This is a genomic window from Pseudonocardia kunmingensis (assembly GCF_006716445.1).
Taxonomy (GTDB): Bacteria; Actinomycetota; Actinomycetes; order Mycobacteriales; family Pseudonocardiaceae; genus Pseudonocardia; species Pseudonocardia kunmingensis.
Map to the genome: position 1 here is coordinate 148,101 of NZ_VFPA01000004.1, position 12,725 is coordinate 160,825.

Sequence of the window (12,725 nt, forward strand, 5' to 3'; positions counted from 1 at the left end):
GCGACAGGATCGGTCACGAAACGGACACGGGCCTCCCCACCCGCCGGCATCCCCGAGCCGGGCGTCCGCCGGACCGGTCGTCGCTCCGGAAGGCAGGTTCGTGTCCCGGCATCGCTCCCCCGAAGGCCGGCACCCGCGCACCCCCCGACCGGCACGCCGCCAGGCGCGCCCGGTCCGGGATCACGACGCGAGTGTCACGCGAGGCGTTCGCGCCCCCTCCCATCGCAGTGCTGCGCTGTTCGTCGCCGTGGCGGCCGTCATCGCCGTCGTCGGCAGCGCGCTCTCCCTGAACGGCGTCCTCGGCGCCCCGGAGTCCGACGCGGGTGTCGACCTCGCCTCGGACGACCTGGCGATCCTCCCCCCGGCGCCCACGCTGCCGGTGCTCGACGCCCCCGACGACGAGTCCGCCGAACCCACCGAGCCCACCCCCGAGCCCACGAGCACGGAGGAGCCGGCCGAGGAGGGCGAGGGCGAGGGCGAGAGCTCCGAGGAGTCCGAGGCGCCCGCCGCGGCCGCGCTGCGCAAGGCCAGCAAGTTCGCCGGCGAGCTCATCGACCCGAGCAAGTGGTACCTCACGCTGCCGACGGGCAACGAGGGCAGCCCGGACACGGTCGAGGGTTCCGAGCTCGACACCTACGACAGCGAGTACTTCACCCTCAACGACTCGAAGGACGGCATCGTCTTCACGGCGAACGCCGGTGGCGTCACCACGAAGAACAGCAAGTACCCGCGCTCGGAGCTGCGCGAGATGGACGGCTCCGAGAAGGCCAGCTGGGACGGCCGCTCCGGCACCCACGTGATGGAGCTCGACCAGGCCATCACGAAGACGCCCTCGACGAAGCCCGACGTCATCGCCGGTCAGATCCACGGCGGCGACGACGACGTCATGCAGATCCACCTCTCCGGCAGCGAGCTCACCGTCAAGTACGCCGACGGGAAGAAGGACGTCGTCCTCGACGACTCCTACCGGCTGGGCGAGCGGTTCCGCGTGAAGATCGAGTCGTCTGACGGGCACGTGAAGGTGTGGCACAACGGCGAGCTGAAGGCCGACCTGCCCATCTACGGCGCGGAGAGCTACTTCAAGGCCGGCGCCTACGTCAACTCCAACACCGAGAAGGGCGCCTCCAGCTCGGACGAGGGCCAGGTCGTGATCTACGACCTGAAGATCAGCCACAGCAGCTGACCGCGGCCCTCACCCCTCGTGGCGGCGGCGCATCTCGCGGGTCAGGTCCTCGGCGCGCTGGGCGTGGACGTCGGGGACCTGGGCCGCGAGGCCGTCCGCGCCGGCGACCACCAGCTCCAGCTGGGTGCGGAGCTCCCGCGCCGCGTGCTCGGCCGGGGTCGACGGCGCCCGCCCCAGGTAGGTGTCGAGGCAGGCCGGCACGTCGACGCGCACGATCTCGGCGGCACGGGCGAGGCGCTCGGGTGCGGCGATCCGGTCGACCTCCCGGTCGGCCACCTCGTCGAGGCGGTCCAGGACGAGCCGGACGGTGCGCACGATCCTGCGGACGAGGGTGAGCGCGCCGACCGGCAGCTCCCGGTCCCGTGCGGCGGCGCGGTCGAGCAGGGCGTCGGCCTCGCCGCGCAGCACGTCGGTCAGGCGCGGCTCAGCAGCCGGCTCGGGCACCGGATCGGCCGGCCCGACCAGCGCGCCGACCCCGTACAGGCCGACGGCCACCACCGGCCAGACGTCCCCGACGACGCCGGCGACGTGCAGCCCCACGCCGGCCAGCGCGCCGGTCATCCCCGCGATGTTCTTCCGCGAGCCGAGGTAGCGGCGGACCGCGCCCGCCGGGTCAGACATAGCCCCGGATCTCCTGGAACACGGAGGCGAGGTCCGCGGTGCGCGCGTCGAAGGTGCGGCCGCCGGTGAGCTGCGCGACCTCGTCCATCTCGTCGACGTCGGACTCGCCGAACAGCACGCAGAACACCGGCACGTCGCGCAGCGGCGCCGGCCGGGACCCGGCGAAGGCGCGGAACCCGGCGAGGTCGCCCCCGGTGGTGTTCTCGCCGTCGGTCATCAGCACGATCGAGGTGAAGCGGTCGGGGTCGGCCGCGATCTGCCGGGCCGCCACCCGGTAGGCCGCCTCGAGGCCGTCGTAGATCGCGGTGTCGCCACCGGGCTGCAGCGCCGCTCCGGCGTCGGCGATCCGCTGCCGGTCCGGGCCCGCATCGTCCTCGGCCACCGTGAACGTCAGGGGTGGGGCGGGCACGGTGGCGAACGGCAGCAGCGTCACCTCCTCACGGCCCCGGAACCGCCGGAACTGCGCCGTGAGCGACGGGTCGGCTCCGGCGAGGCCCGCCAGGGAACGCCGCAGGGCGCCGATCCGCTCGTCGCCCTCCATCGACCCGGAGGTGTCGAGCACGTAGATCGTGCGCGACGGGCGGCGCAGCTTGTCGAAGTAGGTGCCCAGCAGCGCGTCGACGACCTCGGCCTGCGCCGGGAACGGCAGCTCGACGGCCGTGGCGGGCGGGGCCGCGGCGACGCCCGGCACCGCGGGCCTGCGGTGCGTGCGCTCCGCGATCGCCCGCTGGACCTCCGGCGTGCGCAGGTGCTCGGTGAGCATGCGGTGCGCGTCCCGCGCCTCCGGGGAGGCCGTGGCGAGCACGGTGAACGGGTAGTCGGCGGTGACCACGCCATCGGCGGGGTGGATCAGCTCGAGCGGCTCGGGGAGCTCGCCGGAGGCGTTCATCGCCAGGAGCACGGACTCGTAGTTGATCACACCGTCGACGGGCTCGCCCGGCGCCGCTCCGCTGGCGCGGCGGACGTACGCGTCCTGCAGGAAGCCCGACGACCCGGCGGCGAGCCGCTGGGCGCCGAAGAAGTCGCGCAGCCCGGGGGCCGTCGACTCCGCCTGCTCGACCGAGAGCGCCGATCCGGCGCCCACCAGCGCGGTGGCGACGGCGACCACCGCCGAGAACCCCGAGTTGGACGCGGACGGGTCGGTCATGCCGTAGGTGAACGCGCCGGCGCCGGCGGCCCCCGCGATCTCCGCCCAGGTGACGGGCCGGCCCACCCACCCGAGCCGCTCCGCGACCGAGCGGCGCAGCCCGAGCACGACGGGCGAGGACATGATGTCCGTGGCCGTGCCGAGGCGCGACTGCGCCTCGGGCCGCAGCGCGAGGTAGCGGTTGGAGGAGAACCAGATCGCGTCGTGGTCGGTCGCGGCCGCACCGGAGGCGACGGCCTCGGCCCCGTCGAGCGTGCCCACCGGGTCGAGCTCGACCCGCACACCGGTGGCCTCGGCCGCCTCTTCGAGGACGGGCGCGAGGTCGGCGAGCTCGCTGCCCGCGAGGACCCGCAGGGTCACCGGGTCACCGGACCCGCCGGTACCCGGGACCGCCGTGCTCGTGCACCCGGCCGCCAGCACGAGAACCGCCGCCGTGACGGCGTGCCACCTCACGGGGTGCACCCGAGACTGCTCAACATCCCCTCCAGCGTGTCGAACGACGGCGGCTCGACCACGTCGACGAGCGCCGGCGGCTCCGGCAGCCCCCGGTCGGAGAAGGCCGCCGCGAACGGCCGGGGGTCGGTGGGCCGGAAACCGTGCTCCGCCGCGAGCGCGGCGAGGCGCGGGTCGGAGGTCAGCAGCTCCCCGACCCGCTCCCCCGCGGGCGTGAGCGGCACGAGCGTGTGCCGCGAGAAGATCGTCGGGCTCGGGTAGAGCAGGCGGGCGTCGGGCGGCAGGACCGGGTCCGTGGAGAGCGCCTCGGCCAGGTACTGCGCCTCGTACACCAGCGCCATCGGCACCCGGCCCATCCCTGCCGACAGGTAGTCCTCGAACAGCACCTCGGTGGTCGGGGGCAGGTACCCCTGGTCGCGGAACAGCGGCTGGACGGCCGGCACGGCCGCCGCGACACCCGCGGCGTCGGCCACCACCGAGTCGGCGTTGGACACGTACGTCGCGATCCCCAGGTACATCGCGGCGGAGTTGGACTGGCACGGCGCCGTCGTCGACAGCAGCACGTCCTTGCGGGCCGGGAAGGAGGTGTTGCCGGGCAGCTGGTCCCAGCGCGTGCCGGAGCGGGCGAGCTCGAGGTAGCGGGCCACGTCGAACGTCGTGCCGTCGGATGCGACCACTCCCGCGCGGGTGAGCAGGTCGACGATCGGGGCGAAGGTGGCCACCGCCATCGGGGAGGAGAACGGCGCGTAGGTCCGCACGCCGGGGTGCGAGACCAGCAGCTTGTCCGCGGCGGGCGAGCTGGAGGGGAAGGCGAAGTCGTAGCCGCCCAGGGCCACCGTGGTGGCGATCTGGCGCGAGCCCGCCGGGTCGACGCGGACCTCCATGCCGTGGCCGCGCAGCACCTCCCGCACGCGCTCGTCGGCGAAGAACGCCACCTTCTCGGAGCCGATCACGCCCGTCACGCTCGTCACGGGCGGGGCCTCGTCCGCGCGGACGTCCCGCAGCACCACGAAGCCGAGCACCCCGAGCAGGACGACGGCGAGGAACCAGCTGAGGACCCGCCGCCGGCGCATGGCGGCATCCAAGCGGAGGGCGATGAACGCCCTGTGAACAGCAACCAGCTACTGGGGACGGTTCGCCAGCGCCGCCTCGTACAGCTTGCGCTTCTGCACCCCTGCTGCCACCGCCACGGCGGCGACCGCGTCCTTGAGCCGCTCGCCGTCGGCCACCCGCTCGTGCACCGCGCCGACCAGCGACTCGACGCTCGGCGCCGCCGTGGGCGCGGCGCCCGCCAGCACCACGGTGATCTCACCCCGCACGGGTCCGTCGGCCGCCCACCCCGCGAGCTCGCCCAGCGGCCCGCGCCGGACCTCCTCGTAGGTCTTCGTCAGCTCCCGGCACACCGCGCCCGCCCGGTCCGCGCCCAGCACCTCGGCGGCCACGGCGAGCGTCTCGGCGAGCCGGTGCGGTGACTCGAAGAACACGACCGCTCGCGCCTCGCCCACCAGCCCGGCAAGCCAGCGGCGGCGCTCGCCGTCCCGGCGCGGGGCGAAACCCTCGAAGCAGAACCGCTCGGCGGGCACCCCGGCCAGCACCAGCGCCGTCGTCACCGCGGACGGCCCGGGCAGGCACGTGACCGGCAGGTCCTCGGCCGCGGCCGCCGCGACGATCCGGTACCCCGGGTCGGACACCGCCGGCATCCCGGCGTCGGTCACGACGAGCACCGTGCGCCCGGCGCGCACGTCGTCGAGCAGGCGGGGCAGGCGCGCGGCTTCAACGGCGTCGTAGTGGCTGATCACCCGCCCGGTGACCGCGACGCCCAGCGCCGCCGCGAGCGAGCGGAACCTGCGGGTGTCCTCGGCCGCGATGACGTCCGCCGTGCCCATGGCCTCGCGCAGCCGGTCGGACGCGTCCCGCGCGTCGCCGAGCGGCGTCGCCGCGAGAACCAACGCTCCGACGCCTGACCCCTGGGACACGACCACAGCCTACGATCGTCGGCGTGGCCACCCGCACCGCCGACGGCTCGCCGCCCGGCCCGGCCACCCCGGCCGGCGGACAGGACCCGCCCGCCACGGGCGTCCGGCCCCTCGGCCCCGTCCCGGTCCACCGGCCGCGCCCCCTCGACCCGACGGCGGTGCTCGGTCCCCCGCCACCCACCGACCGGCTGCGCGGCTGGGTCGTCACCGTCGTCCTCGCGCTCGTGGCGGGAGCGGTGCGGTTCACGGGCCTCGGGCGGCCCACCGACGCGGGAACCCCGATCTTCGACGAGAAGCACTACGTCCCGCAGGCCTGGCAGATCCTGCGCAACGGCGGCGTGGAGGACAACCCGGGCTACGAGCTCGTGGTGCACCCGCCCCTGGGCAAGCAGCTGATCGCACTCGGCGAGATGCTCTTCGGCTACGACGGCTTCGGCTGGCGCGCGGCCTCGGCGCTCGCCGGCGTGCTCACGGTGCTGCTGGTGGTGCGCGTCGCGCGCAGGCTCACGCGCTCCACCCTGCTCGGCGGGCTCGCCGGCGTCCTGCTGATCTGCGACGGGATGTCGCACGTGCAGTCCCGCATGGGGATGCTCGACTCGTTCTCGGCGTTCTTCGTGCTCGCCGCGTTCGCGGCGCTGCTCTGCGACCGCGACGACGTGCGCGCCCGCATGGCTCTCGTGGTCACCGAGGGTCGCGTCGACGACAGCCCGTACGGGCCGCGGCTGGGGGTGCGCTGGTGGCGGCTGCTCGCCGGCGCGCTGCTGGGCTGGGGCTGCGCCGTCAAGTGGTCCGGGTCGTACTGGGTGGCGGCGTTCGCCCTGCTCGTCGTGATCTGGGACCTCTCGGCCCGGCGCGCGGCCGGCGTGCGCAGGCCGTGGGTCGGCACGCTGCGCCGCGACCTCCCGCCTGCGCTGTGGGCGCTGGCCCTCGTGCCGGTGCTCGCGTACCTCTCGGCGTGGTGGGGGTGGTTCCGCAGCGAGACCGCCACCGACCGGTACGTGGTGGGAACCGAGGTCGGCGCGGACGGCCCGTGGTCCTGGATGCCCGACGCCCTGCGCTCGCTCTGGTACTACAGCAGCAAGGTGCTGGAGTTCCACAGCGGCCTGACCACCGGCTCCAGCGGGGCGCACCCGTGGGAGTCGAAGCCGTGGACGTGGCCGATGGGGCTGCGTCCGATGCTCTACCACTACGCGTCGGGCGAGCAGGTCAGCGGCTGCGGCACCACCGAGTGCGTGAGCGCGGTGATGCTGATCGGCACGCCCGCGCTGTGGTGGCCCGCCCTCGTGGTGCTGGCGTTCGCGCTGTGGCGCCTGCTCACGCGCTTCGACTGGCGCTACGGCGCGGTGCTGCTCGCCTACGCCGCCGGCATCCTGCCGTGGTTCGCCAACCTCGAGCGGCAGATGTACTACTTCTACATGGCGCCGGTCGCGCCGTTCCTGGTGCTCGCCACGGTGCTGGTGATGGGCGAGATCCTCGGCCCTGCGGCCGCCGGGAAGGAGCGCCGCCAGACCGGGTTGCTGGTCGTCGGCCTCTGGACCGGTGCGGCCGTCGCGAACTTCCTCTGGTTGTGGCCGATCCTGGTGGGCGCGCCGATCACGCCCGAGATGTGGGACGCGCAGCTGTGGCTGCCGTCCTGGCGCGCCTGAGCGGGCCGCTCAGGCTACCGCGAGCAGCACGCTCGCCGCGAGCGCGAGCCCGGCGCCGAGCAGCTGCGTGCGCGTGAGCCGCTCGGAGAGCAGCACGCGGGCCAGCACGACGACCACCACGGGGTAGAGCGACACCACCACGGCGCTGATCGCGAGGTCACCGAGCCGGGTCGCCACCAGGAACAGCACGTTGGCGAGCGTGTCGCACACCCCGCTGACGACCATCAGCCGCCAGGGCGTGCGCGGGCGGGCCGCTCGCACCGTCGGAACGGGGGACTCGCCCGGCTCGGATGCGAGGCTCGCGACCCGGGTGCGGGTGGGCAGCGGTAGGCGGTGGCGCAGCACGAGCCCGAGGAGCAGGGTGACCGACACGACCCGGCCGGCGAGCAGCGGCCACAGCCCGGAGTCCGGCGGCGTGGCGTCCAGGCCCACGAAGAACAGGCCGAACCCCGCGCCCGCCGCCAGCCCCAGCAGCAGCCCGGTGCTCGCGGCGGCGTCCCGGCGGGTGCCCGCGGTCGCCAGCAGGATGGCCACCAGCGCCAGCCCGATCGCGAGCACCGCGACGGGACCGAGCAGCTCGCCGCCCAGCAGCCCGACCACGAGCGGCAGCCCCGCGCTGATCACCGCGGACAGCGGCGCGACCACGCCCATCGGCCCCACCGCGAGCGCGCGCAGGTAGAGCAGCAGCCCGCTCGCCCCGGCGACACCGGCCAGCGCCCCGATCACGAGGGCCGCCGACGAGGGCCGCCCGGCCACGAGCCCGACGACCGGCAGCAGGCTGAGCAAACCGGCCGCCTGCGCGGCGGCCGTGACGACGAGCACCGGCGCGCGGCGGGCGGCCAGGCCACCGGCGAAGTCGGCGACCCCGTAGGTGAGAGCGGCGGGCAGCGCGACGGGAACGGACATGCGACCTCGGTTCATCACAGCGCACCAGGAAGGACAGTGCACTGGACGCTAGCCGACGCGTCCGCCGAAGTACAACCAACTATTCCTCGCGGTACGGCAGACTGTCCGCATGCAGTCCTCCGAGGAGGTCGCCACCGCGGTCGGCCGCAACGTCCGGGCGTTGCGGCAGCAGCGCCGGATGACGATCGACGCGCTCGCCGCCGCGGCCGGCGTCAGCCGCGGCACCGTCATCCAGATCGAGACCGCGCGGGGCAACCCGAGCATCGGCACGCTCGTCGGGCTGGCCGCGGCCCTCCGCGTCGGCGTCGCGTCGCTGGTGGACGGCGACGCGGAACCTCGGGTGGTGGTGCGGCGGGCGGCCGAGGCCGCGCGGCTGTGGAGCAGCGCGGCGGGCAGCAACGCGGTGTTCCGGATCGGGACCGACCCGCCCGACGTCGTCGAGCTGTGGGACTGGACGCTGCAGCCCGGTGACGGCTTCGACGGCGAGGCGCACCCGATGGGCACCCAGGAGGTGCTGTCGGTGCTGTCGGGGCAGCTCGGGCTGCGGGTCGGGTCCACCGAGCAGCAGCTGGACGCGGGCGACACGGTGCTGTTCCAGGCCCACGCTCCGCACCGCTACGCGGGCGTGGGCGACGGCCCCGTCCGCTTCGTCATGGTGGTGCTGCAGCCGGGCGACGCCGGCCTCGTCCCGCCGACCAGCATCGCCGAGGCCGAACTCCCTCCACCCTGATCGGTGCGGGCGCTCGGCCGGTCAGCAGCCGTCGGCGCGCAGCGGGCGGTGGACGGGGTCGACGGCGAGGGTGACCGCCTCGACCTCGGACCGGTAGGCGCAGCCGGCCCCCGTGCGCACCTCGACGGTGTCAGGGTCGACGAACCGGACCTCCGCGGGCGCCGGCGCGGCCTCGACGCCCTGGTAGACCACGGTCTCCTGCTCGAACGGCCCGCCGCCCGACCGCAGCACCACCGCGTAGACGGGGTCGATCGCCCCGAGGGCGCCCTCGACGACGACGAGCCGGCGGTCGCCATCGGCCACCTCGGACACCTCGCGGTTCTCGACGCTCACCTGGTCGGCCAGCGCGACGACCGCCACCCACCCCAACGCGGCGATCCCCCCGACGACCAGCACGAACACCCGCAGCACCCCCCGCCGCGCCACCACCGCGAACGCCGCGGTCACCAGCAGCACCGCGAGCAGCACCAGCCCCGCGGTGAACCAGCGGATGTGCCGGAGGTGGAAGGGGTCGGCGACGGCGAGCCCGGCCAGCGCACCGACGAGCACGGCGCAGGCGGCGAGGACGACGGCGCGGCGCAGTCGAGGCACGCGAGCATCCTGCCCGATCGGGGGAACGGCGCAGCGCGGAGCAGGCACCCGTAACACGAGCACCCGGTGGTACGACCCCCTCCACAGCCCCGCGTGCGGGGTCAGCGCCGACGACCTCGGCCACGAAGGCCCGCCCCACGCCCCGGGGCGGGCCTTCGCTTGTCGCAGGACGACCCCGTCCCCCACCCGACGAACGGCACCTTCGTCGGCTAGGTACCGACGAAAGTGCCGTTCGTCACAAGAACGATGTGCACTCGGGAGCCGGATCGGAACCGGAGCCGAGCAGATAGGAACCGACGCCACGGACGTACGCAGATCAGGAACCCGACGAGACAGACGCACGCAGATCGGGAACCCGAGGACAGATCAGGAACCCGAAGGCAGATCAGGACCAGCGGAGGCAGATCAGGAACCCGAAGGCAGATCAGGACCAGCGGAGGATGGGGGTCCGGGGGCGGAGCCCTCCGGCTGGGGGTCTGGGGGGCTAGGCCCCCCAGAGGGGATGCAACACACGAGGAGGACGAGCGCCCTCCGCGAGTACACCTCACCTATCGGGTGGAGCTGAGGGGAATCGAACCCCTGACCTACTCGATGCGAACGAGTCGCGCTACCAACTGCGCCACAGCCCCGTGCCCGGCGTTCCCGCCGGACGTGACGACCTTATCAGGGGGTCATTCGCCTGCTGCACGGCGGTAGTCGGGACGGGCGGGGCCGTCGAGGTCGTACAGGTCGGGGTCGTCCTCGTCGGCCTCGACCAGGGCGGTGCCGGCGGGGAGCGCGGGGGGTGGGGCGGGGCGAAGCCGCGGCAGGGCGGGCTCGCCGTCGGTGGGGTCGTCCTCGGGCTCGTCGCGGCCGTGGGCGCGGCGCAGCGGTTCGCCGGTGCCGGGGATCCGTTCGGGTTCCTCGTCGAGGAGGTCGTCGTCGGGCCCGCTCTCGTCGTCGTCCTCGTCGTAGGCGTCCTCGTCGTAGGCGTCGTCGAGGGCGTCGGCGTCGTCGGCGTAGGGGTCGTCCCCCTCGGGCCGGGTGACGTCGCGGCCGCGGCGCGCCCAGGAGTCGAGCTCCGGGTCGTCGGCGGCGGCGGTGCGGCGGGTCCCGGCCATGCGGGCGGCGCGACGTTCCCGGATCGCCTCCTCGAGGCGGACCTGGCGGCGCAGGTAGACGAGGTAGCCGACGAGCGCGACGTCGACGGCGGCGTGCGGCCACCACATCCCCGGGAGGGCGACGGCGGCGATCACGCCCGTGACGACGGCGGTGATCAGCATGGCGAGCACGACCCGCTGCCGGAACGCGTAGCGGGCCCGGGCGGCGATCGCGGCGGCCTCGGGGTCGAAACCGCCCCTGCCGGGGCGGTAGCGCGGCGGCGGGCGCTCCCAGCGGCGGTCGTCGCGCTCCTCCTCGGTCCAGCCGGGGTCGTCGCCGTGGTCGCGGGTCGTGTCGCGCTCCACCTCGTCCATCCGGTCCACCTCCCGTTCACGGCCCGCGGCCGGGCTCTGGCGCTGCAGCGGTCGCTCCAGCACCCGCCCGGAGAGGGCGGCGACGCTCGGCCGGGCCACTTCCTGCCGGCGCCGCGCAACCGCGGGGACGAGGATCAGCAGCCAGAGCACCACCAGGCTCGCGAAGATCATCGAGCTCGGCACGGCTGCCTCCTACCCCTCCCCCACGGCGCAGTCACAAGAGCGTCCCGATCTCCCCGGCCAAGATCGCTCCCGCCGCCCACGGTAGTGAGCATCGGTGGCTGGATCGGGCAGCGACGCGCCGACGCGACCAGGTTCACCCGCGTGCCGCTGCGACCCGGGGGCGACCGGCGGTGACCCGCGGGGTGAGCCGCACGTCAGAGCCCCTCGCCGGCATGATCGCCAGGAGTGGTGTGAGGGCGACGGATCTGTCGCTCTGACACCACTTCTGCCGATCATGGCCGTTCGCGCGTTCCGCGGAACGCGCCTGTGCGGACCCGGTCGACGTCATGGGTCTCCGGTCGCGAGCTCAGACCCATGGTGTCGATACGATCATGGAAACGCTCTGTGGGCGGGCCGTTCCCGGCTCGCGACCGCTGCCGCCCGTCCTGGCCCGGTCCTCGGCGCAGTCGGCCGGTTCCCCCTGCCCTTCCCGTCGGCGACGTGGCCGGGTTGGGCCAAGTACCGAATATCGTGGTCGGCCGGGCGGCCGTCCCCGACATGGCCCAGGCCTGTTCCGGACGAGTCCGTCGCTGCTGGGTGGGTGGGCACCTGGCTGTGGTCCCGTTCCATCCCGTCCTGGTGATCATCGGTCCGGCCCGTGGCCCGTCCAGGCGCTCTTGATCGGCGGGAACGGGACATGTGCTGCAGGGGTGCGGCTCATGTCCCTGCGTCATTGATCAAGGCCGTGTCGATGGGGTTGGGGACGGCACCGCAGCCGGATGAGTGGCACCCGGCAGCGACGGGCTCGTCGTGAACCGGCCTGGGCCCGGTCGGGGACGGCCGCCAGAGCGACCACGTCACTCGGTAGTTGTGCCAACCGGGCCACCTCGACACCGGGGCGGGCACGGCGCCGGGGCGACTGCGAGTGGCGGCTCGGCGCGGGGTGGGGCAGTTCGCCTCGAGCCGGGAACGGCGCGCCCACCGCAACCCGCGCCACGGGCCAGGACCCCCCGGGAGGGGCGGCCGCGGTGCTCGCGCCCCCCGTGTCCTCGCACGCACCCCGATTGAGCCCACGCCACCCGTCGACGGGGAGCCTCAGCGGAGAAGGGGTGCGTCGGCGGGCGCAACCGGTGGTCGCGGACCGACCGGACACGTTCCCCGGCCACCGCACTACCGGGGACGCGCCTCGCTCACGCGCTCCGCGCGCCCTGCCGCGACCAGGCGGGCGGTCAGGCCACCGGGGCGCAGCTCGTCGGCGGTGAGGGCGAAGCAGGCGTGGTCGCGCCAGGCCCCGTCGACGTCGAGGTAGCGCCGGAACAGCCCTTCCTCCCGGAACCCGAGCTTCTCCAGCACCCGCAGGCTCGCCGCGTTCTCCGGGCGGACGGTGGCCTCGACGCGGTGCAGGCCGACGCGGCTGAAGCAGTGGTCGACGACGAGCGCCACCGCCGCGGTGATGACACCGCCGCCGGCGACACGGGAGTCGACCCAGTAGCCGACGTAGGCCGAGAGGAGCGGCTCGCGCACGACGTTGCCGACCATGACGTGCCCGACGAATCGGTCGTCCAGGGTGACCGCGAACGGCAGCGCGGCGCCGCGGCGCCCGGCCGCGCGCAGCTGCATCCACCGGGGCGGCCACTCGCCGCGGGAGTGCCGCTCGGCCCATCCGCCGGGCATCGTCGGCTCCCAGGGGGCGAGGTGGCGCTCGTCGCGGATGCGGATGGCCGACCATGCGGCACCGTCGCGGAGCCGCACCGGGCGCAGGGCCACCACCCCGGCGCGGACGCGCAGCGGCCCGAGCCGGGCCGGCCAGCCCGGGTGGCGCGCGGGGGCCCGCCCGGGATACGCGTGCGCCACCT

The 12,725-nt window shown here is 74.7% G+C and carries 11 protein-coding genes and 1 tRNA gene; 3 read left to right on the plus strand and 9 right to left on the minus strand.

All coding sequences use genetic code 11. The features are described from left to right. Positions 1-247 precede the first annotated feature (247 nt). The gene (locus FB558_RS30485) at positions 248-1,183 is read left to right on the plus strand and encodes a polysaccharide lyase family 7 protein (protein WP_170231604.1); all 936 of its coding nucleotides are present in this window, start codon (positions 248-250) and stop codon (positions 1,181-1,183) included. A gap of 9 nt (positions 1,184-1,192) precedes the next feature. Here the strand turns inward: FB558_RS30485 and FB558_RS30490 are convergent, their stop codons facing one another. From FB558_RS30490 to rsmI, 4 genes are read right to left on the minus strand one after another with little or no spacing between them, the layout of a single operon-like run. Next, positions 1,193-1,804 carry a hypothetical protein gene (locus tag FB558_RS30490; protein WP_142059538.1) on the minus strand — a complete coding sequence of 204 codons (612 nt, stop codon included), beginning with the start codon at positions 1,802-1,804 and terminating at the stop codon, positions 1,193-1,195. After that, positions 1,797-3,404 (minus strand): vWA domain-containing protein, encoded by a 1,608-nt coding sequence (locus tag FB558_RS30495; protein WP_142059540.1) that lies wholly within the window; start codon positions 3,402-3,404, stop codon positions 1,797-1,799. Before FB558_RS30495 ends, FB558_RS30490 begins: the two co-directional genes overlap by 8 nt. Further along, a complete protein-coding gene (locus FB558_RS30500) occupies positions 3,401-4,477 on the minus strand; it encodes a hypothetical protein (protein ID WP_142059542.1) in 1,077 nt (358 codons plus the stop codon). The genes FB558_RS30495 and FB558_RS30500 overlap by 4 nt, the downstream gene beginning before the upstream one ends. Before the next feature lie 48 nt (positions 4,478-4,525). Beyond that, a complete protein-coding gene (gene rsmI, locus FB558_RS30505; RefSeq protein WP_142059544.1) occupies positions 4,526-5,380 on the minus strand; it encodes a 16S rRNA (cytidine(1402)-2'-O)-methyltransferase in 855 nt (284 codons plus the stop codon). Positions 5,381-5,403: 23 nt separating this feature from the next. Here rsmI and FB558_RS30510 point away from each other — a divergent pair, with 23 nt between their 5' ends. After that, positions 5,404-7,026 carry a dolichyl-phosphate-mannose--protein mannosyltransferase gene (locus tag FB558_RS30510; RefSeq protein ID WP_142059546.1) on the plus strand — a complete coding sequence of 541 codons (1,623 nt, stop codon included), beginning with the start codon at positions 5,404-5,406 and terminating at the stop codon, positions 7,024-7,026. Between the two features lie 9 nt (positions 7,027-7,035). On the opposite strand, the gene FB558_RS30515 is transcribed toward FB558_RS30510, so the two are convergent. After that, entirely contained in the window at positions 7,036-7,932 is an 897-nt protein-coding gene (locus FB558_RS30515) for an EamA family transporter (RefSeq protein WP_170231605.1), read from the minus strand. A 109-nt stretch (positions 7,933-8,041) separates the two neighbouring features. On the opposite strand from FB558_RS30515, the gene FB558_RS30520 reads away from it, so the two are divergent. Next, complete coding sequence (locus tag FB558_RS30520) at positions 8,042-8,662, plus strand: helix-turn-helix domain-containing protein (RefSeq protein ID WP_142059550.1); 621 nt, start codon at positions 8,042-8,044, stop codon at positions 8,660-8,662. Between the two features lie 21 nt (positions 8,663-8,683). Here FB558_RS30520 and FB558_RS30525 read toward each other — a convergent pair whose 3' ends face one another. The 4 genes from FB558_RS30525 to FB558_RS30540 all read right to left on the minus strand — a co-directional run bounded on the left by FB558_RS30525 (position 8,684) and on the right by FB558_RS30540 (position 12,723). Continuing rightward, on the minus strand, positions 8,684-9,253 hold the full coding sequence (locus FB558_RS30525) for a hypothetical protein (RefSeq protein ID WP_142059552.1): 570 nt from the start codon (positions 9,251-9,253) through the stop codon (positions 8,684-8,686). Between the two features lie 556 nt (positions 9,254-9,809). Then, positions 9,810-9,882: transfer RNA gene (locus tag FB558_RS30530), tRNA-Ala, on the minus strand. Between the two features lie 42 nt (positions 9,883-9,924). Continuing rightward, positions 9,925-10,890: a hypothetical protein gene (locus FB558_RS30535; protein WP_211366973.1), complete on the minus strand. Its 966-nt coding sequence runs from the start codon at positions 10,888-10,890 to the stop codon at positions 9,925-9,927. 1,149 nt (positions 10,891-12,039) lie between these two features. Beyond that, positions 12,040-12,723: a GNAT family N-acetyltransferase gene (locus FB558_RS30540; protein ID WP_142059554.1), complete on the minus strand. Its 684-nt coding sequence runs from the start codon at positions 12,721-12,723 to the stop codon at positions 12,040-12,042. Positions 12,724-12,725 lie beyond the last annotated feature (2 nt).